This window comes from Streptomyces sp. NPDC048295, from assembly GCF_040652135.1.
Taxonomy (GTDB): domain Bacteria; phylum Actinomycetota; class Actinomycetes; order Streptomycetales; family Streptomycetaceae; genus Streptomyces.
Genome location: NZ_JBEZLL010000027.1, coordinates 40711 through 61209, shown reverse-complemented (window position 1 = coordinate 61209; position 20499 = coordinate 40711). Strand labels below are relative to the sequence as shown.

The following is a 20499-nucleotide window of genomic DNA, read 5'->3' as shown; positions in this document are numbered from 1 at the left end:
GGTGGGGGCATGAACGCGTCCGGGACGGCCGACGGGTGCCCCGGGGTGTTGCGGGCGCCCCCATCGGCGTACGCTGACAGGCGCCATGCCGTACGAACCACCCACGCACACCGTCGAGCGCTCACTGCGCGCCACCACCGGTGCCAAGACCGTCGCCGGTGTCGATGAGGTCGGACGCGGAGCGTGGGCGGGACCGGTCACCGTGTGCGCGGCCGTCACCGGCCTCCGCAGACCTCCCGCCGGACTCACCGACTCCAAGCTGATCAGCCCCAAACGCCGCGCGGAGCTCGCGCCGTTGCTGGAGCGCTGGGTCACCGCGTTCGGTCTCGGCGACGCCTCCGCGACGGAGATCGACGAGCTCGGGATGACGGCCGCGCTGCGCCTCGCCGCCGTGCGCGCCCTCGAAGCCCTGCCGGTCCGGCCGGACGCGGTGATCCTCGACGGCAAGCACGACTACCTGGGCCCGCCCTGGCAGGTCCGTACGGTGATCAAGGGTGACCAGTCCTGTATCGCGGTCGCGGCCGCCTCGGTGATCGCGAAGGTCCACCGGGACACGATGATGGCCGAACTGGGTGCGGATTCCGGGGAGTACGCCGATTTCGCCTTCGGGGCCAACGCCGGTTACCCGTCGCCCGTACACAGGGCCGCGCTGGAGGAGCGGGGGCCGACCCCCCACCACCGGCTTTCGTGGTCCTACCTCGACGCGCTGCCCAGGTGGCAGCACCTCAAGAAGGTCCGCATCTCCGCCGAGGCGGCTGCACTGGAAAGCGGGGGCCAGCTCGGCTTCGACTTCTGATCGCGCACAAGTACCCACCCGCCGACGTCCCGAGCGCCGGCGTTTGATAGACAACCACCCATGCCTCTCATCCCCGAGGAGCCTCAGATTCACGAGAGCGCCCAGGGTCCCCGCGTCACTCCGGCCGCAGGCCGCACCGCGCCGACCCCCCGTCCTGTACCCGGTCCGCGTTCAGCGGCCACGCCGCGTCCCGGTCGCCCCGGGCCCGGCCCCGCGAGGCCCGCGCCCCCGGCGCAGCGCCCGCACCCCACCTCCGACCGTCCCCGGACGGACCGGCCGGAGAATCGTTCCGCACCGCAGATCCAGCTGATTCCCGCCTCGGCGGCCGGCGCACTCGACGCCGCCGACGAAGCCGTGGACCTGCTGCTCGACTCCGGTCGCGCACCCGGCGACATCCTGGTGCTCACCACCGGCGAGCAGCACCCGTGGGCCGCGCACGAACTCTCCTTCGGAGAGGCCGCCTACTGGGCGCAGTACGAGGCCGGCGAGGACGTCTTCTTCGCCGGTGCCGCGGCCGCGGACCGGATGAAGACCCGTCCGGTGGTGATCGTCGCCGTCAACGGCGGTGATGCCCTTGACGGTGCGCTGACCGGGGCGCGGGAACGCGCCGGAGCACTGCTGATCGTGTGCGGGGACCCGCAGCGGATCAACGCAGTGCTCGGCGCTGGCGTCTGATCCGCGGGACACTCGGCACGCATGATGGCCCGGCCGTCCGAGAGGGCGGCCGGGTCCGCGGCCGCGGTCAGCGGGCGACGGTACGCCGCAGCGGCTGCGCCGCGCCGCCGCCGGAGCGCAGCGGGGCCGGATCCGGGCCGAGCGAGGTGTCGGCGAGGGCGGACGGCCGCGATGTGGAGCTGGGACGGCGCCCGCCCCGCCCCTCGCCCAGTACCTGCCAACCGCCCCGGGTCAGCGTGATGTACGCGCCGCACCGCAGGCCGTGCAGCGTGCAGGCGTCCCGCAGGCCCCACATCCACGCCCCGTCCTCCTCCGTCCAACGCTCGTCGCCCTCGCGGCAGTAGAGCAGCACCGCGGTACGGACGGGCGTGCGGCGGCGGAGATCGTGCGGGACGACCCGGCGCAGATGCGCCAGCAGCGCGTTGCGGAACTCCCAGCCGTCCGCAGCCGTGGAGCGGCGGGCGAACGAGGCGCTGGCCGTGAGGCGTTCCTCATGGTCGAGCACGGCGACCACAGCGGTCGACGGGGTCGGCCCGTGCCGGGCGTGCAGGCCGCTGACGACCTCGCGGGGGCTGCGCAGCAACGGTATGCCCGCTTCGGCCCACTCGGCCGGTTCGAGCATCCTGGCGAGACGGTTGGCCGAGTCGGCGGACGCGGATATCGAAGTGGCTGCGGACGAAGCGAATCCGAAGGTCACGATCCTCCCTTCGCATACGCGCCCATGGTGCGGGCAGAGCCGGGTGAGGGCGCACCGGGGCACAGTCCTTCCGGACCGCGAAAGGGACTGTGCGGGGAGCGGGTCCAATTCTTCCTGGCGTATCGGCGGGCGGCAACGAGCAAATGGCACGGCTGACGGGAATCAGCCGGAATGACTCTGATATCCCTGCCCACGCCAGGCCCGGACGACGCTCCTGCCCCGCCTGAACGGCGAGGACCAGCAGAAACACCCCGTCCGCCCCGTTCGGCCGCTTGAGCCCCGCTGCCACCGCCCGGTCCCCGGCCGGCGCGCGGGTGCCCCACGGGGTGGATTCGCCGATTGTCAGTGCTATCGGGTTGCATGGAGGCATGGACAACCTGGAGCTCCGCGCCGAAGCCGATGCCATCCTCGCCGAGCTCGTCGGCGACCCCGGCGGTTCGGCGAGGCTCCGGGAGGACCAGTGGCAGGCGGTGGCCGCCCTGGTGGAGGAGCGTCGGCGTGCGCTGGTGGTGCAGCGTACGGGCTGGGGCAAGTCGGCGGTGTACTTCGTCGCCACCGCTCTGCTGCGCAGGCGCGGTTCGGGGCCCACGGTGATCGTCTCGCCGCTGCTGGCGCTGATGCGCAACCAGGTCGAGTCGGCGGCGCGGGCCGGTATCCGGGCGCGCACCATCAACTCGGCCAACCCGGAGGAGTGGGAGACCATCTACGAGGAGGTCGAGCGCGGCGAGACCGATGTCCTCCTCGTGAGCCCGGAGCGTCTCAACTCCGTGGATTTCCGTGATCAGGTGCTGCCCAAGCTCGCGGCCACCACGGGTCTGCTGGTGGTGGATGAGGCGCACTGCATCTCCGACTGGGGACATGACTTCCGCCCCGACTACCGCCGGTTGCGGGCGATGCTCGCCGAGCTCGCCCCCGGCGTGCCGGTGCTGGCCACCACCGCGACGGCGAACGCGCGGGTCACCGCGGATGTGGCCGATCAGCTGGGCACCGGCGCCGGCGAGGCCCTGGTGCTGCGCGGTCCGCTGGAGCGGGAGAGCCTGCGGCTGGGCGTCGTCCGGCTGCCGGACGCCCCGCACCGCCTGGCCTGGCTCGCCGAGCACCTGGACGAGCTGCCGGGCTCCGGAATCATCTACACCCTCACCGTCGCCGCAGCGGAGGAGGCCACCGCCTTCCTGCGGCAGCGCGGCTTCCGCGTCGCCTCGTACACCGGAAGGACGGAGAACGCCGACCGGCTGCAGGCCGAGGTCGACCTGCAGGAGAACCGGGTCAAGGCGCTGGTCGCGACCTCGGCCCTGGGCATGGGCTTCGACAAGCCGGACCTGGGTTTCGTGGTCCACCTCGGCTCGCCGTCCTCGCCGATCGCCTATTACCAGCAGGTGGGGCGCGCGGGGCGCGGGGTTGCCCACGCCGATGTGCTGCTGCTGCCGGGCAAGGAGGACGAGGCCATCTGGCGCTACTTCGCCGATACCGCCTTTCCGCCCGAGGCGCAGGTCCGGCAGACCCTCTCGGCCCTCGCGAGCGCGGGACGGCCGTTGTCCGTGCCGGCTCTGGAGGCAGCGGTGGACCTCCGGCGCACCCGGCTGGAGTCGATGCTGAAGGTGCTGGACGTCGACGGCGCGGTCAAGCGGGTCAAGGGCGGCTGGACGGCCACGGGCGCCGAGTGGATGTACGACGCCGAACGCTACGCGTGGGTGGCACGGCAGCGGGCAGCCGAGCAGCAGGCCATGCGGGACTACGCGGGCACGTCCGAGTGCCGGATGGAGTTCTTGCGCCGGCAGCTGGACGACGAGGGGGCGGCCCCGTGCGGCCGCTGCGACAACTGTGCGGGGGCCTGGGCCGACACGGCCGTTTCCGCCGAGACGCTGACAGGTGCGACGAAGGAACTGGACCGCCCCGGCGTGGAGGTCGAGCCGCGCCGCATGTGGCCGACGGGGATGCCCGCGCTGGGCATCGACCTCAAGGGCCGCATCCCGGCCAAGGAGCAGTGCTCCACCGGACGTGCCCTGGGACGGCTCTCGGACATCGGCTGGGGCAACCGACTGCGCCCGCTGCTGGCTGACAACGCACCCGACGGTCCGGTCCCCGACGATGTCCTGCGGGCTGCGGTGGCGGTCCTCGCCGACTGGGCACGCTCCCCGGGCGGCTGGGCACCGAATGCCCCGGACGCCGCCGCCCGGCCGGTAGGAGTCGTTGCCGTACCGTCCCTGACCCGCCCGCAACTGGTCGGCTCCCTCGCCCAGGGAATCGCGACCGTCGGCCGCCTTCCCTTCCTCGGGACCCTGGCGTACACCGGGCCGAACGGTGCGCACGCGGCCCGGCGCAGCAACTCCGCCCAACGCCTCAGGGCGCTCTCCGGAGCGTTCGCCGTTCCCGAGGAGCTGGCCGGCGCTCTGGGCGGCACCCCCGGCCCCGTACTGCTCGTGGACGACTGCACCGACTCCGGCTGGACCCTCGCCGTCGCCGCCCGCCTGCTCCGGCAGGCAGGCAGTGAACAGGTTCTTCCCCTGGTCCTTGCCGCAGCAGGCTGAGATCGTTCGTGCCTGTGCATGTGCATGTGCCTGTGCCTGTGCCTGTGCCTGCGCCTGCGCCCGTGCCGCGACGGCCGTTTCGCGCCGAGCACCCGTGAGCGGATCGAACGGTCGCTGATCCGGGCCCGGTGCATGTCGATGGCGGTCACGCCTTCATGCAACCCGATGACCAAGGCGGAGCGCCAACACCCCTGTGCCCCTGTGGACAAAGTTATCCACAGGGGTCGCGGAATCCGGCCGCCCGCGGGACGGTCATCCCATGAACCAGCACCACGAATCCACCGGTCCGGCCGACGAGCAGCAGATCACCCTGCGAGGCCCTGCCGAACTCGCCGATGCCCTCCCGTATCTGATGGGCTTCCACCCGAACGACAGCGTGGTCATGGTCGCCCTGCACGGAGGCAGGGGGCGCTTCGGCGGCCGTCTCAGGCTCGGCATCCCGCAGGCGCCGCAGGAATGGGCCCCCGTCGCCGAGCAGCTCGCCGAATGCCTGATCAAGGGGAGCGAGCGGCGTGGGGAGCGCCCTGACGCGATCGTCATCTTCCTCTGCCAGGATCCCGTCGAGGGCGAATCCGGCAGTCGGATCATGGAGCGGCTGCGGCCGTTCGCCCAGCGTCTGCGTACGGCCTGCGGCGCGCTGGACGTCCCGGTGCTCGAAGCGCTCTGCATCTCCGACGGGCGGTACTGGTCCTACTGCTGCCCGGACGGGCGCTGCTGCCCGGCGGAGGGGAACCAGATGGCCATGCCCGGCACTTCGGTGATGGCGGCCGCCGCCGCGTACGCGGGTATCCAAGTACGCGGATCGTTGCGGGAGATGGAGGCGAGGCTCGCACCGCTGAAGACCTCGGCGGCGGCAGACCAGCAACGCGCACTCGACTCGGCGGGTGCCGAGTTGCTGCCCAGGCTCCTCGACGAAGAGGGACGGCAGGAGGTGGCCCGGGAGACCCTGGACCTCGCCCGGCAGCTCATGAAACGCCTCAGGGAGGCGCCGGCGGGGGCGCCCTCCGTCTCGGACATCAATGACGACCGGCTGATCAGCCATGACGAAGCAGCAGCGGTGATCCTCGGCCTCCAGGACCGGGAGACCCGCGACAGGGCCGCGGAATGGATGGAAGGCCCGGAAGCCGATTCGGCGTTGCGGCTCTGGCGCGGACTGTCCCGTCGTTGCGTGGCACCGTACGAGGAGCATGCGGCGGCGCCGTTGACCCTGGCCGGATGGGTCTCGTGGTCGACGGGCGACGAACCGGGCGCACGGGTTGCCCTGGGCCTCGCCCTGCGGGCGGATTCCGACTACACCTTCGCCCAGCTTCTTCACGAGGCCTGCAACCAGGGCCTCGACCCGGAGACCCTGCGCCGATGCCTGCGGGGGGAACGCAGCGCACGAACGGGGCGGCGTGGTCACCGGCCGGACCGCAGCGTGCGACCCCGCACGGCGCGGCCGGCCGCCACCCGCCGGAAGAAGGCCCCGTCCGGCCCCGCCCGTCCCGAATCGCCGGCCACCCGGCGTCGGTCCGGGCAGGCCGCCCCCGGCCGGCGCGCACCCGGTGGCGAGGGATGACCCGCGGGCCCCGTCGCCACGGAGACGGGCGGGAGACACGACGGGCGAAGAGGCGGCGAAGAGCTCCTGGAAGAGCATGGCGAAGGGAGTGTTTATCGTCAGGCAGACGACTATGATCACCGCATGCCGCCCTACGACCCGTCGACCTTCCCGCCCTTCGCTGTCACCGTCGACCTGGTCGTGCTCACGGTGCGCCGCCATGCGCTCTGCGCGCTGGTGGTACGCCGTGGTGAGCCACCGTTCCAGGGGCGGTGGGCGCTGCCCGGCGGCTTCGTCAAAGCCGATGAGGATCTCGGAGCCGCAGCAGCGCGCGAGCTGGTCGAGGAGACCGGTCTGTGCGCCCAGGACCCGGCGGCCCCGGCGATCGGGAACGGCGCCCATCTCGAACAGCTCGCCACTTACGGCGATCCTGGTCGTGATCCGCGGATGCGGGTCGTCAGCGTCGCCCATCTCGCCCTGGCTCCCGATCTGCCGGCCCCACGTGCGGGCGGCGATGCGAACAGCGCGCGATGGGCGCCCGTCGACGATCTGCTCGGGGCGGAGGGAAGCTTCGGCCACGATGGTGAGAATCAGGCCCCACTGGCCTTCGACCACGCGCAGATCCTCGCCGACGGCGTCGAACGTGCCCGTTCCAAGATCGAATACTCTTCCCTGGCCACTGCCTTCTGCCCGCCGGCCTTCACGGTCGGTGAGCTCCGGAGGGTGTACGAGGCGGTGTGGGGAGTGGTTCTCGACCCGCGGAACTTCCATCGCAAGGTCACCGGCACCCCCGGCTTCCTGGTGCCCACCGGCGGCACGACCACCCGCCAGGGCGGACGCCCGGCCCAGCTCTTCCGGGCCGGCGCGGCCACCGTGCTCAATCCTCCGATGCTGAGGCCGGAAGTCTGACCTCGCGGAACGCCGACAGGGTCGATGCTGCGCAAAAAGTCGGATATGTCACGTTATCTTTTTGCGGTACCCGCCCTGCCGCCGAGCGGTCTCACCTTCCGCGAGAGAAGCGATGCTCCAGGCCATCGGACTCACCAGTGCCCCCCGCCGCGGTCTTCCGGCCGCCGTGGACGATCTCACCTTCGAAGCCCGGCCCGGCCAGGTCACCGCACTGCTGGGTGATTCCGGCTCGGGCAAGACCGCGGCCCTCCGCCTCCTGCTCGAACTGGACCCGGGGCGAGGGGTCGCCCACTTCCGGGGCAGACCGATGCACCGGATCCCGCACCCCGCGCGTGAGGTCGGGGTGCTGCTCGGGGACGTACCCGGGCACCCCGCCCGTACCGCTCGCGGTCAGCTCCGGATGCTCGGCGCCGCCGCGGGCGTACCCCCGGCGCGGGCCGATGAACTGCTTGAGCTTGTAGGTCTCGCCGGACTCGGGGACCAGCGCATCGGCGCACTCTCGCTCGGCATGGACCGGCGGCTCGCCCTCGCCTCGGCGCTGCTCGGCGACCCCCACACGCTCGTCCTCGACGATCCGGCAGAAGGTCTCGCGTCGCGCGAGGGCGGTTGGCTGCACGGGCTGCTACGGGCCCATGCGGCCCGGGGCGGAACCGTTCTGTACACCACTGCGGACCCCAAGGAGGCAGCGCACGCCGCTGACCGTGTGGTCACCATCGACAGCGGTCGCCTTGTCGCGGACCAGGACGCCGGTGACTTCTCGCGGACCCGCCTCCGCCCCCGGGTCGCGGTCCGGACCCCGCACGCGGCTCGCCTCGCGGCAATCGTCAGCCGCGAGGCCCGGGCGGCGCGGCGCTCGGTCGAGGTGGTCGCCGAGGCCGGTGGCCGCCTCGCCGTGTACGGCTCCACGTGCGCGGAGATCGGTGACATCGCATTCCGGCACGGTCTTCCGGTGCACCGACTGGCCGACGAGGTCGGCGGCACCCGCTCCACCGCGCCCGGCGAGGAAACGGACCCCGCGGAGCCCCGCGATCCGGCAGGTTCCCCGCGGCCTTCAGGGCCCGCAGGGCCTGACGGCCGCACCGGATCGCGCGATCCGCGACCGGTCGCGCGGGCATCGGTCCCGCAACCGGCGCCGCCCATCCGTCGCCACCCGGCCCCCGGCCCGCTGCACCCGCTGCGGTACGAACTGCGCCGCCTGCTCGGCGTCAGAACGACAACCCTGATCGTGGCCGCCGTTCTGGTCGTCTCCGTCGGACTCTCCGTGCTCCTCGCCCGCACCGGCCATGCGTCCTTGCCGAAGGTGCTGGCGGCGTGGCCGTCGCTGCTGCCGCTGCCGCCCGCGGCGGTCGGGGCCGGGCTGCTCGGTGCCCTGTCGTTCGGTGACGAATTCCGTTACCCCGCACTTGCCGCGGGCCGGGGTACCGTTCCCCGCCGCCTGAGACTGCTTCTGGCCAAGCTGGTGGTGTCCGCGGGTGTCGCCGCGGTGCTCGCTCCGGCCGTCGTACTGGCCTCAGTCGGAACTCTTCGCCTCGTGTACGGCCACGACTGGATGCACGTCCCGCCGAACCCGGTTTCCCTGGGCGTGAGTTGGGTGGCGCTGACCGTGGGCTGCGCCTGGGCGGGCCTCCTGGCCGCCGGAGTCTTCAGGGTGACGACGGCCGGTGTCGCCGCGGTGCTCGCCGTCCCCGTACTCGTCGTGCCGCTCGTCCAGCTGGTGCTGACGGCGCCGGGGCCCCGTCCGATCGCCGGATTTCCGGCCAGGCTGCGCGAGCTGATGTGGCCGCGCTGGCCGCACGAGACGGACCGGTGGGTGGCGCTCGCCGTGGGCGTCGTGGCCCACCCGGTGGGGGCCGCGTTGGCGTTGTCGCTGTCGGTCCTGGTCTTCGCCTACCTGTTCACCGGCCTTCTCGGTAGGCCCCGTTGGCGGCCTCAGAGGGCCGCCGGATCGGGACAGGCCTGGTAACCGCTTTAAAAATGCCCGGTTTATACCAGTAAAGCGTCAATTGGGGGGCGGGCGCCGATCACCCTTTCGTGTGCTTTTCACCAAAGACCTCAAGAGCCGAGTGAGCTGCGCCGACAAAGGATGCGTGAGTACCCTTGCGCACACCATGATGACCGCCGCCCGCTCCGCCGATTCCGGCCTCGCCGGCCCGGGTGAACTCGATCGCTACCCGTATGCGGAGGCGCCGGCCGGCGAGCGTGCCGCTCTTCGCTCCTGGGAAGGCTCCGACGTGGACCTCGGCCGGGTGAGCCGGCGGGGCTCGGCCAGTCGGGGCCGCGGCCTCCACGGCCAACTCGTTCAGCAGCTGGGTCAGATGATCGTTTCGGGCGACCTGGGCGCCGACCGCCCTCTCGTGCCGGAGGAGATCGGTCAGCGTTTCGAGGTCTCCCGCACCGTCGTACGTGAATCGCTGCGTGTCCTCGAGGCCAAAGGCCTGGTCAGCGCCCGTCCCAACGTGGGTACCCGGGTCCGCCCCGTCAGTGACTGGAACCTGCTGGATCCCGACATCATCGAATGGCGCGCCTTCGGACCTCAGCGCGAGGACCAGCGACGCGAGCTCGGGGAGCTCCGGTGGACGATCGAGCCCCTCGCCGCGCGTCTCGCCGCAGGCCACGGTCGTGAGGACATTCAGCAGCGCCTCGGCGACATGGTGGAGATCATGGGGCATGCGGTCGGGCAGGGGGACGCGATCACCTGCTCCCGGGCCGATGCCGAGTTCCACTCCCTGCTCATCCAGGCGGCCGGCAACCGCATGCTGGAGCACCTCTCCGGCATCGTCTCCGCGGCCCTTCAGGTCTCGGGCGGCCCGGTCACGGGCTGTGACCGCCCCAGCGAGGCATCCCTCGGTCATCACGCCCGGATCGTCGAAGCCCTCGCGGCCGGCGACGCGGCAGGCGCCGAGGCGGCCATGCGTCAACTGCTCGTCGTCCACCCCGAGGTGGAGCGTGTGGTGCCTGCGCCCCGCGAGCACTGAGCACAGCACGGCCACGGTGTGCGAACCGTGTGTCGCCGGACCGTCACGGTCCGGCGGCACGGTTGCGAGGTTTCTGCACCCATGGTCACGTTCGTCGCAAATGAGGTGTGACTCGGGCCACGCGGATTGGGCGTAACACTCCTCGAAACAGTGCGATGACTTAAGAGGTGACCGCCGCGGAAGGAATACAGCAGCCATTGAGTGCGCTGTGGAGTTCTGAGGCGACACCCGCGCCGTCGGTACATTCCCAGACCGGCGGTCGTCGGCTCAAGCCCTTTCCGGGGCCGGGCCGGAAGCCGTTTCCATCGTTCCGAGAGGTTGTTCGTGTCGGCCAGCACATCCCGTACGCTCCCGCCGGAGATCGCCGAGTCCGAGTCTGTGATGGCGCTCATCGAGCGGGGAAAGGCTGATGGGCAGATCGCCGGCGATGACGTGCGTCGGGCCTTCGAGGCTGACCAGATTCCGCCAACCCAGTGGAAGAATGTTCTGCGCAGCCTCAACCAGATCCTCGAGGAAGAGGGTGTGACGCTGATGGTCAGTGCCGCGGAGCCGTCCAAACGTGCCCGCAAGAGCGTCGCAGCGAAGAGCCCGGTCAAGCGCACCGCCACCAAGACCGTCGCGGCCAAGACAACCGTGACCAGGACGGTCGCGGCCACTGCCGCCCCGTCGGCAGAGACCGTGGACGTGGTGGCTGACGACGCTGCCGCGGCCGGCCCTGCGAAGAAGGCAGCAGCCAAGAAGACGGCTGCCAAGAAGACCGCCGTGAAGAAGACGGCGGCCAAGAAGACAGCAACGAAGAAGTCCGGAAAGCAGGACGACGAGCTCCTCGACGGCGACGAGGCGGTCGAGGAAGTCAAGGCCGGTAAGGGCGAGGAAGAGGAGGGCGAGGGCGAGAACAAGGGCTTCGTCCTCTCCGACGACGACGAGGACGACGCACCTGCGCAGCAGGTCGCCGTCGCCGGCGCCACCGCCGACCCGGTCAAGGACTACCTGAAGCAGATCGGCAAGGTTCCCCTCCTCAACGCCGAGCAGGAGGTCGAGCTCGCCAAGCGGATCGAGGCCGGTCTGTTCGCCGAGGACAAGCTGGCGAACTCCGACAAGCTCGCTCCGAAGCTCAAGCGCGAGCTGGAGATCATCGCCGAGGACGGCCGCCGGGCCAAGAACCACCTGCTGGAGGCCAACCTCCGTCTCGTGGTGTCGCTGGCCAAGCGTTACACCGGCCGCGGCATGCTCTTCCTGGACCTCATCCAGGAGGGCAACCTCGGTCTGATCCGCGCGGTCGAGAAGTTCGACTACACCAAGGGCTACAAGTTCTCCACGTACGCCACCTGGTGGATCCGTCAGGCGATCACCCGCGCCATGGCCGACCAGGCCCGCACCATCCGTATTCCGGTGCACATGGTCGAGGTCATCAACAAGCTCGCGCGTGTGCAGCGCCAGATGCTCCAGGACCTGGGCCGTGAGCCCACGCCGGAGGAGCTGGCCAAGGAACTCGACATGACGCCCGAGAAGGTCATCGAGGTCCAGAAGTACGGTCGTGAGCCGATCTCCCTCCACACCCCGCTGGGTGAGGACGGGGACAGCGAGTTCGGTGACCTGATCGAGGACTCCGAGGCGGTCGTCCCGGCCGACGCGGTCAGCTTCACGCTTCTCCAGGAGCAGCTGCACTCGGTGCTCGACACGCTCTCCGAGCGTGAGGCGGGCGTGGTCTCGATGCGCTTCGGTCTCACCGACGGCCAGCCGAAGACCCTGGACGAGATCGGCAAGGTCTACGGCGTGACGCGTGAGCGCATCCGTCAGATCGAGTCGAAGACCATGTCGAAGCTGCGCCACCCGTCGCGTTCGCAGGTGCTGCGCGACTACCTCGACTAGGTCGCAGGAGCAAACGGACCGAGGGCCCGGATCCCCATGGGGGAGCCGGGCCCTCGGCCTATCAACGCGTGCGGTCGGCGACCGGCGGGATGACTCTGGGTGCGAACGGTTCACCACAGAGTCAGGAGCGCGCATGTCCCGTACCGTCTTCCGCGCCGTGACCGGGGCGCTCGCCCTGGTTGCCGCCACAGCCCTGATACCGCTCGGGTCTCCCGCCCTGGCGGCCGAGGGCGGCGTCGTCATCGGCGGTCAGCCTGCACACGTCAAGGACAGCCCTTGGGTTGTGGCACTGTCCAGCCGTGACCGGTTCGGAGAATCCCGCGCCGGCCAGTTCTGCGGCGGAGTCGTGGTGGCGCCGAAGAAGGTGTTGACCGCTGCGCACTGCCTGAGCCGGGCAGCGCTCGGCGTCGATGTCGCCGGCGTGCGTGATCTGCGCGTCATCACGGGCCGCGATGCGCTGCGCGGGACCGGGGGCAAGGAGATCGCGGTACGGGGGGCGTGGACCAATCCGGGGTTCGACCCCCTGACCAACGCGGGGGACCTGGCCGTGCTCACGCTCACCGAAGCGCTTCCCGAGAAGAGCGCGATTCCGATGGCCGAATCCGGCGACGCGGCGTACGCACCCGGCACCGAAGCAGCCGTCTACGGGTGGGGTGACACGACGGGCAACAACGACTACGCGTCGTCGCTGCGGTCCGCGAAAGTGAGCGTTCTGCCGGACGCCGCGTGCGCGCAGGCCTACCCGGGCGGCAGGAACGGCACGTACGACGCCTCAGCGATGCTCTGCGCGGGCGAACTGCTGGGCGGGTACGACGCATGCCAGGGCGACAGCGGCGGGCCGCTGGTGGCCCGTGGGCGGCTCATCGGGTTGGTCTCCTGGGGGAACGGCTGCGCCAGGGCGGGCAGTCCCGGGGTGTACACGCGGATCTCCGCCGCGATCGGATGGATGCCGGCCGGCTGAACGGCATCACCGCGCAGGCACGAGAACGGGCGGCTCCCCCTCTGGGGAGCCGCCCGTCGGCCGGTCCGGGACCTGGCCCGTGCTCGTCGTGGATGCGAGGTGTCAGTGTTGTTCCTCTTCGGCGGCTTGGGCCTGCACAGCCGTGAGCCGGTCCGTCTCATCCTGTATTTCCGCGGCGATCTTCTTGAGTTCCGGCTCGAACTTGCGACCGTGGTGGGCGCAGAAGAGCAGTTCACCGCCGCTGATCAGGACGACGCGCAGATATGCCTGGGCGCCGCAACGGTCACAGCGGTCTGCTGCGGTCAGCGGGCTCGCGGGGGTCAGAACAGTAGTCACGTCGCCTCTTCTCTAGCTCGACGAGCTGTCGTACCAGGGTCAACATCCAACCAGGCCGAAAACGTTCCCGCTCGTGGCTTTTCTTCGAAACTTCTTCTCGAGATGGCTGTCTGTTGCCGGTTGGCGGCGAATGTGCCGTATTGCGTAGCGCTACGGTTTCGCGTTGCTTGTCTTGGTGGGATCCTCCCGGCTGGCTTGCCGGTTTGTTCATGAGGACGTGCCCGGAGCCTAAATGGTTCATGCCTGGAAGGGAACGTGATGTTCGCGTCACTCCTACGAGGGATCGAACGTGTATGCGAGGCTGGACTAGTGTGAGGGTTGTTGAAGGGTGGCGTTACAACCGCTCTACCAGGCCTCGGTACCCTCTCAGCGGCGACCGAAGCCGAGCCCGTTACCCACTGGGCCCCAAAAGAAATTCAGCGAGGAGCGAACCGCGTGACCGCCGATACGTCCGTGCCGTCCACTGCGCTGCTGAGCGGAGCAGACCGAGACGGCTCCAACTACACCGCGCGGCATCTGCTCGTACTCGAGGGGCTCGAAGCGGTTCGCAAGCGCCCCGGGATGTACATCGGGTCCACCGACAGCCGCGGCCTCATGCACTGCCTCTGGGAGATCATCGACAACTCCGTCGACGAGGCTCTGGGCGGTCACTGCGATCACATCGAGGTCATTCTCCACGACGACAATTCCGTGGAGGTCCGGGACAACGGGCGGGGCATCCCCGTCGATGTCGAGCCCAAGACAGGTCTGTCCGGTGTCGAGGTCGTGATGACCAAACTGCACGCCGGCGGAAAGTTCGGCGGTGGCTCGTACGCCGCGTCCGGCGGTCTGCACGGCGTCGGCGCCTCCGTCGTCAACGCGCTCTCCGCCCGGCTCGACGTCGAGGTCGACCGCGGCGTGACGCACTCGATCAGCTTCCGGCGCGGAGTCCCGGGGATCTTCACCGAGCAGGGGCCGGACAGCCCGTTCGACCCGGCCAACGGTCTGCGCAAGGGCAAGCGGGTGCCGAAGACGCGCACCGGCACCAGGGTGCGTTACTGGGCGGACCGGCAGATCTTCCTCAAGGACGCCAAGCTCAACCTGGAGACGCTCCACCAGCGGGCCCGCCAGACCGCTTTCCTCGTCCCCGGTCTCACGATCGTCGTCCGTGACGAACGCGGACTCGACGGAGAGGGCAAGACCGAGGAGACCTTCCGCTTCGACGGCGGGATCAGTGAATTCTGCGAGTACCTCGCTCAGGACAAGGCGGTCTGCGACATCCTGCGGCTGACCGGCCAGGGCACCTTCAAGGAGACCGTGCCGGTCCTGGACGAGCGCGGTCACATGACGGCGACCGAGGTCACGCGTGAGCTCGCGGTCGACATCGCCCTGCGCTGGGGTACCGGATACGACACCAACCTCAAGTCCTTCGTCAACATCATCGCCACCCCCAAGGGCGGCACGCACGTGACCGGATTCGAGCGCTCCGTGACCAAGACGGTCAACGAGGCGCTGCGTTCCGCCAAGCTGCTCCGCGTCGCCGAGGACGACATCGTCAAGGACGACGCGCTGGAGGGCCTCACCGCCGTGGTCACCGTGCGACTGGCCGAGCCGCAGTTCGAGGGCCAGACCAAGGAGGTGCTCGGCACCTCGGCGGCCAACCGGATCGTCGCCAACGTCGTGGCCAAGGAGCTCAAGGCGTTCCTGACCTCGACGAAGCGTGACGCGAAGGCCCAGGCCAGAGCGGTTCTGGACAAGGCTGTCGCGGCCGCGCGGACCCGCATCGCGGCCCGACAGCACAAGGACGCGCAACGCCGCAAGACGGCGCTGGAGTCCTCCTCGCTGCCGGCGAAGCTCGCCGACTGCCGCAGCGACGACGTGGACCGCAGCGAACTCTTCATCGTCGAGGGCGACTCCGCGCTCGGTACGGCGAAGCTCGCGCGGAACAGCGAGTTCCAGGCGCTGCTGCCGATCCGGGGCAAGATCCTCAACGTTCAGAAGGCATCCGTCTCGGACATGCTGAAGAACGCCGAGTGCGGCGCGATCATCCAGGTCATAGGAGCCGGGTCGGGGCGGACCTTCGACATCGACGCCGCCCGCTACGGGAAGATCGTCCTGCTGGTGGACGCCGACGTCGACGGCGCGCACATCCGCGTCCTGCTGCTGACGCTCTTCCAGCGGTACATGCGGCCCATGGTCGAGGCGGGCCGGGTCTTCGCAGCAGTGCCCCCGCTCCACCGGATCGAGCTGGTCCAGCCGAAGAAGGGACAGGACAAGTACATCTACACGTACTCGGACAACGAGCTGCGTCAGCGGCTGCTGGAGCTCCAGCGGAAGAACATCCGGTACAAGGACTCGATCCAGCGCTACAAGGGCCTGGGCGAGATGGACGCCGACCAGCTCGCGGAGACCACGATGGACCCGCGCCACCGCACCCTGCGCAGGATCAACATCGGCGACCTGGAGGCGTCCGAGCAGGTCTTCGATCTGCTGATGGGCAACGAGGTGGCGCCGCGCAAGGAGTTCATCACCAGCTCCGCCGCCACCCTGGACCGCTCTCGTATCGACGTCTGAGCGAAGCCGTCTCCACCCGCGGGTGGAGACGGCTTCTCCACCCGTGATCAACCCCTGAGCCGATGTCCTGGCCCGGCCGTTTCCGTAGCGTCGAAGGCGTTCAACCTTCCCGCACATCGGAGGCAGCCATGTCAGGACTCGTCAACGTCCTGGTGATCGGTGCAGTGATCACTGCCGTCGTCGTCCGCCAGTGCTCGGCACGGCAGATCTCGGACGACAGACGCTGGTGGATACTGCCAGCCATCCTCCTCGTCCTGTCCGTGCGCGAGCCCGGACTGGTGGACCCGCGGCACGTGCCGCTGTCCATGGCGGTGCTGGGCGCGGAGCTGACTGCGGGGCTCATGACGGGAGCGGGCTGGGGCTGGACCACCCGGCTGTGGCGCGAGGCGGACGGCTCGCTGTGGAGCAAGGGCACCAGGGCCACCGGCTTCGTCTGGGCAGGGGGACTGGCGCTGCGAGCCGCCCTCTACGGGGCTGCCGCTCTGATGGGCATGCACCAGGGCAGCGCTGCCCTGCTGTCGGCCCTCGCGGTGACGCTGGCGGCGCGCGGCGGCGTGCTCATGTGGCGGGCCGCGCGGATGGACCCGGCGTACGGTGGCTCCGTCGGCAGGATGGTGTCGCGGCCGGTGTGGAAGGACCGCGTGTGACGCGTACGACCTGGACCAGCTGGCCGTCCCGGGAAGCCCTCTCGGGGACCAGCCGTACGCGTCCGCGGAAGGTGATCACCTGGTCCGTCAGGGCGGCCCTGCTCACCGCCATGCTCTGGGGCACATTCAGCGGAGGCCGGTTCGGGCCCTGGGAGATCGTGCTCGGACTGCTGGCCGTACTGGGCTGTGCGTTCGCCGTGTGGGCTTTCTTCCGGACCAGCCTGGAGCACCGGCTGTGGCCGTCGCTCGGACTGCTGGCCCTGCTGATGCTGGCGGCGTTCGGGGCGCAACAGGCCGGTGCCGATCTGCCCGCGCTGATCCTGTGGTGCGGCAGCGCGGTAGCCGCACTGGAGCGGTTGCCGCTCACGGCGGGCCTTCCGGCCACAGCCGTCGCACTCGGTGCGTACGCCGTCGTCAACACCAACGGCTGGCTCTCCACGGCCATGTCCACAGTGGGTCTCTCGCTGGCCGGCTATGTGCTCCGGCTGGATGCCGAGGCGAGGGGCAACGCCCAGCGGCTCCTCGCGCAGGAGCGGGCGGCTCGCGCGGCGGAGGCCGAGACAGCCGCCCTGGACGAGCGGGCCAGGATCGCGCGGGAGATACACGATGTGCTCGCCCACAGCCTCTCCGCCCAGCTGGTGCATCTGGAGGCGGCGCGGCTCCTGATCGAGCGGGAGCCCGCGGGGGAGTTCCGGGACCAGGTGTTGGAGCGGGTCGTGGCCGCACGTTCCATGGCGCGTGAGGGGCTCGCGGAGACCCGCCAGGCTCTCTCCGCGCTCCGGGGCGAGGTCTCCCCGGTGGAGGACTTCCTGCGGCAGCTGACGGCCGCGGAGCCGGCGCAGGTCAGTGTGACGGGGGAGCGGCGGACGCTGACCGCCGAGGCGTCGCAGGCGGTTCGGCGGGTGGCGCAGGAGGCCCTGACCAATGTGCGCAAGCACGCACCGGGGGCCAGGGTTCTGGTGCGGCTGGAGTACCTGCCGGACGAAGTCGCCCTGGAGGTCAGGGACTCGGGGGGACACCGGCCCGAGAGCGAGCTGACCGGCAGCGGCTCCGGATACGGTCTGCTGGGCATGAGGGAACGGGCCGAGCTGATGGGCGGGACGCTGGAGGCCGGCCCCGGTGAGGAGGGTTTCGTGGTGAGTCTGCGGGTGCCCGCGTGAACGCGCGGGTGGTGGTCGCCGATGACCAGTCGGTCGTGCGTGAAGGGATCGTGATGCTGCTGGGGCTGCTGCCCGGAGTCGAGGTGGTCGGATCGGCGAAGGACGGCGAGGAGGCAGTGGCGCTCGTGGCCGAACTGGCCCCCGATGTCGTTCTGATGGACCTGCGGATGCCCCGGTGCGACGGGGCGGAGGCGACACGGCGGATCCGCAGGGACCATCCGGGGACCCAGGTGGTGGTGCTCACGACATTCGCGGACGACGACTCGCTCTTCCCCGCGCTGCAGGCCGGGGCCCGCGGCTATCTCACCAAGGACGCCGGGGGCGAAGAGATCGTGCGGGCCATCCAGGCCGTGCTGTCCGGCGAGGCGGGTCTCTCGCCGAGCGTGCAGCGCCGCCTGCTGGAGCGCGTGACCACGGGACCGCCGCCGCCCGCACCGGCGCCCGAGCCGCAGCTGCCCGACGGCCTGACACCGCGTGAGCTGGAAGTGCTGGTGCTGATCGCCGAGGGCCTCTCCAATCCGGAGATCGCCCGCAGACTGCACATTTCGCAGGCCACCGTGAAGAGCCACATCAACAACCTCTTCGCCAAGACCGGAGTGCGTGACCGGGCACAGGCCGTTCGTTATGCGTACGTTCGGGGCCTCGCACAGCCGCCCGGATCGACCATCACCTGAAGAGGTGAAGACCGGCGAATGATGTGCCCGGGATCTTCCCGATCTGCCCATTCTTGGGTACACGGCCGAAGTGGTCCGTGGACAAGGGGAGTTGTTCCGTGGAGAAGGAAGCAGGGCGTGAGGCCGCAGCGATGCGACTCGACGACCCGTGGTACGACGCGCTGGCCTCCGGATGGGGCGAGCTGGACGGTACGGGGAGCTTCGCTCCCACCGGACCACCCGGGCCCGTGGACCCGCGGCGCGGCCACAGCGCGGCCGAGATCTATCTGGAGGTGCAGCGCAGCGAGGCATTTCAGGAAGTGCGACGCCGGTACCGGCGGTTCGTCGCCCCTGCCACCGCCGCCTTCCTCGTCTGGTACCTCGTCTATGTCGTCGCCGCGGTCACCGCGCCCGGACTGATGGCCCGTCCGGTGGCGGGGGCGGTCAACGTCGCGATGGTCGCGGGACTCGGGCAGTTCCTCACGACCTTCCTTCTCACCGGGGCGTACGCGCGCCACGCACGGCTGCGCAGGGACCGGGCGGCACTCGACCTGCGGTGGCGGACACAGGAGATGACGCGGGGGGCCGGGCGTTGAACGGGAACCATGAGACGCTGGCGCTTCTGCTGTTCAGCGCCTTCATCGCAGTCACGCTCGCCATCACCACCTGGGTGAGCCGCAACCGCCGTGGTTCGGCGGAGGAGTTCTACGCGGGCGGCCGGCTGTTCTCCCCCATGGAGAACGGTTTCGCCATCGCGGGCGACTACATGTCCGCTGCGTCGTTCCTCGGCATCTCCGGTCTGATCGCCCTCTTCGGCTACGACGGCATGCTCTATTCGGTCGGCTTCCTCGTCGCCTGGCTCGTCGTCCTGCTGCTCGTCGCCGAACTGGTGCGCAACTGTGGCCGGTTCACGCTCGCCGATGTGGTGGCGGCGCGGATGGCCGAGCGTCCGGTCCGGATCGCGGCGGGCACTTCGTCCGTCACCGTCTCGGTGCTCTACCTGGTGGCACAGATGGTGGGCGCGGGCAGCCTGGTCGCTCTGCTTCTCGGCGGGACGAGCGGTGCCGCCCGCTCCTGGACCGTCATCGGTGTCGGGGCGCTCATGGTGATCTATGTGTCGCTCGGCGGGATGCGCGCCACCACCTGGATCCAGATCGTCAAGGCCGTTCTGCTGATGGCGGGAGCGGTCGTGCTCACCGTTCTCGTCCTGGTCCGCTTCCACGGCGACTTCAACGCCCTGCTCGACTCCGCCGCCGAACGGAGCGGCCACGGAAGCCGGTTCCTCGCGCCGGGGCTCCGGTACGGCGGTACATGGACCGCGCGCATCGACTTCATCAGCCTGGGGCTGGCCCTGGTGCTCGGTACGGCCGGGCTGCCGCACATCCTTTCGCGGTTCTACACCGTGCCCACGGCCCGTGCGGCCCGCCGTTCGGTGGTCTGGTCGATCGGGCTCATCGGCAGCTTCTACCTGATGACGATCGCGCTCGGATTCGGAGCAGCCGCCCTGGTCGGCTCGGCCGAGGTAAGGGCGTCGAACGCCGCGGGGAACACGGCGGTGCCGCTGCTGGCCCTGGTGCTCGGCGGCGGCGAGGGGTCCACTGGGGGGACGATCCTGTTCGCCGTGGTCGCCGCAGTCGCCTTCGCCACCATCCTCGCCGTCGTCGCGGGCATCACGCTCGCCTCGTCCGCCTCCGTGGCCCACGACCTCTACGCCTCGCTCAGGCGCCCCGGCGCCAAGCAGTACAGCGAGGTCGCCGTGGCCAGGGCGGCCGCGGCGGCGATCGGGGTGGCCGCCATCGGGCTCGGTCTGGTCGCCCAGGACCTGAATGTGGCGTTCCTGGTCGGACTCGCCTTCGCCGTCGCCGCCTCGGCCAACCTGCCAGTGCTCCTGTACTCCCTGTTCTGGCGGAACTTCACCACCAGGGGAGCGGTCTGGTCCGTCTACGGCGGGCTGATTCCCGCAGTTCTGCTGGTGCTGCTCTCCCCGGTCGTCTCCGGCAGCCCCGACTCGTTCTTCCCGGGCGTCGACTTCCAGCTCTTCCCGCTGGAGAACCCCGGCCTGGTCTCCATCCCTCTGGGCTTCCTGGCCGGCTGGGCCGGAACGGTCACTTCCACCGATCCCCCGGACGAGGCCAAGCACGCGGAGACCGAGGTCCGTGCGCTGACCGGAGCGGGTGCGGTGTAGTCCGGCCCCGCCGCA

17 protein-coding genes are annotated in these 20499 nt (G+C 70.3%); 15 read left to right on the top strand and 2 right to left on the bottom strand.

Going from position 1 to position 20499, the window contains the following annotated elements; translation table 11 throughout:
- The first annotated feature begins 85 nt into the window (after positions 1–85).
- Both AB0D53_RS31975 and AB0D53_RS31970 read left to right on the top strand, forming a co-directional pair.
- The gene (locus tag AB0D53_RS31975; protein WP_362452631.1) at positions 86–796 is read left to right on the top strand and encodes a ribonuclease HII; all 711 of its coding nucleotides are present in this window, start codon (positions 86–88) and stop codon (positions 794–796) included.
- A gap of 60 nt (positions 797–856) precedes the next feature.
- Complete coding sequence (locus AB0D53_RS31970; protein ID WP_362452630.1) at positions 857–1471, top strand: hypothetical protein; 615 nt, start codon at positions 857–859, stop codon at positions 1469–1471.
- A gap of 67 nt (positions 1472–1538) precedes the next feature.
- Here AB0D53_RS31970 and AB0D53_RS31965 read toward each other — a convergent pair whose 3' ends face one another.
- Positions 1539–2168 (bottom strand): hypothetical protein, encoded by a 630-nt coding sequence (locus AB0D53_RS31965; RefSeq protein WP_362452628.1) that lies wholly within the window; start codon positions 2166–2168, stop codon positions 1539–1541.
- 368 nt (positions 2169–2536) lie between these two features.
- Between AB0D53_RS31965 and AB0D53_RS31960 the strand changes: the two genes are divergently transcribed.
- The 7 genes from AB0D53_RS31960 to AB0D53_RS31930 all read left to right on the top strand — a co-directional run bounded on the left by AB0D53_RS31960 (position 2537) and on the right by AB0D53_RS31930 (position 12950).
- Positions 2537–4696: a RecQ family ATP-dependent DNA helicase gene (locus tag AB0D53_RS31960; protein ID WP_362452627.1), complete on the top strand. Its 2160-nt coding sequence runs from the start codon at positions 2537–2539 to the stop codon at positions 4694–4696.
- A gap of 259 nt (positions 4697–4955) precedes the next feature.
- Positions 4956–6254: a DUF4192 domain-containing protein gene (locus AB0D53_RS31955; protein WP_362452626.1), complete on the top strand. Its 1299-nt coding sequence runs from the start codon at positions 4956–4958 to the stop codon at positions 6252–6254.
- Positions 6255–6377: 123 nt separating this feature from the next.
- Positions 6378–7142, top strand: a complete 765-nt coding sequence (locus tag AB0D53_RS31950) for an NUDIX hydrolase (RefSeq protein WP_329819334.1) — start codon at positions 6378–6380, stop codon at positions 7140–7142.
- 112 nt (positions 7143–7254) lie between these two features.
- The gene (locus AB0D53_RS31945; protein WP_362452625.1) at positions 7255–9105 is read left to right on the top strand and encodes an ATP-binding cassette domain-containing protein; all 1851 of its coding nucleotides are present in this window, start codon (positions 7255–7257) and stop codon (positions 9103–9105) included.
- Between the two features lie 124 nt (positions 9106–9229).
- On the top strand, positions 9230–10117 hold the full coding sequence (locus AB0D53_RS31940) for an FCD domain-containing protein (RefSeq protein ID WP_362452624.1): 888 nt from the start codon (positions 9230–9232) through the stop codon (positions 10115–10117).
- A gap of 324 nt (positions 10118–10441) precedes the next feature.
- The gene (locus AB0D53_RS31935) at positions 10442–11989 is read left to right on the top strand and encodes an RNA polymerase sigma factor (protein WP_362452623.1); all 1548 of its coding nucleotides are present in this window, start codon (positions 10442–10444) and stop codon (positions 11987–11989) included.
- 133 nt (positions 11990–12122) lie between these two features.
- Positions 12123–12950, top strand: coding sequence for a serine protease (locus AB0D53_RS31930; RefSeq protein WP_362452622.1), 828 nt, complete (start codon positions 12123–12125; stop codon positions 12948–12950).
- 102 nt (positions 12951–13052) lie between these two features.
- On the opposite strand, the gene AB0D53_RS31925 is transcribed toward AB0D53_RS31930, so the two are convergent.
- On the bottom strand, positions 13053–13286 hold the full coding sequence (locus AB0D53_RS31925) for a hypothetical protein (RefSeq protein WP_024489001.1): 234 nt from the start codon (positions 13284–13286) through the stop codon (positions 13053–13055).
- Between the two features lie 435 nt (positions 13287–13721).
- On the opposite strand from AB0D53_RS31925, the gene AB0D53_RS31920 reads away from it, so the two are divergent.
- The 6 genes from AB0D53_RS31920 to AB0D53_RS31895 all read left to right on the top strand — a co-directional run bounded on the left by AB0D53_RS31920 (position 13722) and on the right by AB0D53_RS31895 (position 20484).
- Positions 13722–15839: a DNA topoisomerase IV subunit B gene (locus AB0D53_RS31920; RefSeq protein WP_362452621.1), complete on the top strand. Its 2118-nt coding sequence runs from the start codon at positions 13722–13724 to the stop codon at positions 15837–15839.
- Between the two features lie 128 nt (positions 15840–15967).
- A complete protein-coding gene (locus AB0D53_RS31915) occupies positions 15968–16486 on the top strand; it encodes a DUF1453 domain-containing protein (protein WP_362452619.1) in 519 nt (172 codons plus the stop codon).
- The gene (locus AB0D53_RS31910; protein WP_362452618.1) at positions 16483–17646 is read left to right on the top strand and encodes a histidine kinase; all 1164 of its coding nucleotides are present in this window, start codon (positions 16483–16485) and stop codon (positions 17644–17646) included. Before AB0D53_RS31915 ends, AB0D53_RS31910 begins: the two co-directional genes overlap by 4 nt.
- Entirely contained in the window at positions 17643–18320 is a 678-nt protein-coding gene (locus AB0D53_RS31905; protein ID WP_362452616.1) for a response regulator transcription factor, read from the top strand. The genes AB0D53_RS31910 and AB0D53_RS31905 overlap by 4 nt, the downstream gene beginning before the upstream one ends.
- 131 nt (positions 18321–18451) lie before the next feature.
- On the top strand, positions 18452–18895 hold the full coding sequence (locus AB0D53_RS31900) for a DUF485 domain-containing protein (protein WP_362452715.1): 444 nt from the start codon (positions 18452–18454) through the stop codon (positions 18893–18895).
- Entirely contained in the window at positions 18892–20484 is a 1593-nt protein-coding gene (locus tag AB0D53_RS31895) for a cation acetate symporter (protein WP_362452615.1), read from the top strand. The genes AB0D53_RS31900 and AB0D53_RS31895 overlap by 4 nt, the downstream gene beginning before the upstream one ends.
- The last annotated feature ends 15 nt before the right edge of the window (positions 20485–20499 follow it).

Excerpts from the sequence above, each read along its gene's own strand:
- AB0D53_RS31975 (WP_362452631.1), top strand. The coding sequence starts at position 86 with ATGCCGTACGAACCACCCACGCACACCGTCGAGCGCTCACTGCGCGCC.
- AB0D53_RS31970 (WP_362452630.1), top strand. The coding sequence starts at position 857 with ATGCCTCTCATCCCCGAGGAGCCTCAGATTCACGAGAGCGCCCAGGGT.
- AB0D53_RS31960 (WP_362452627.1), top strand. The coding sequence starts at position 2,537 with ATGGACAACCTGGAGCTCCGCGCCGAAGCCGATGCCATCCTCGCCGAG.
- AB0D53_RS31955 (WP_362452626.1), top strand. The coding sequence starts at position 4,956 with ATGAACCAGCACCACGAATCCACCGGTCCGGCCGACGAGCAGCAGATC.
- AB0D53_RS31950 (WP_329819334.1), top strand. The coding sequence starts at position 6,378 with ATGCCGCCCTACGACCCGTCGACCTTCCCGCCCTTCGCTGTCACCGTC.
- AB0D53_RS31945 (WP_362452625.1), top strand. The coding sequence starts at position 7,255 with ATGCTCCAGGCCATCGGACTCACCAGTGCCCCCCGCCGCGGTCTTCCG.
- AB0D53_RS31930 (WP_362452622.1), top strand. The coding sequence starts at position 12,123 with ATGTCCCGTACCGTCTTCCGCGCCGTGACCGGGGCGCTCGCCCTGGTT.
- AB0D53_RS31915 (WP_362452619.1), top strand. The coding sequence starts at position 15,968 with ATGTCAGGACTCGTCAACGTCCTGGTGATCGGTGCAGTGATCACTGCC.
- AB0D53_RS31900 (WP_362452715.1), top strand. The coding sequence starts at position 18,452 with ATGCGACTCGACGACCCGTGGTACGACGCGCTGGCCTCCGGATGGGGC.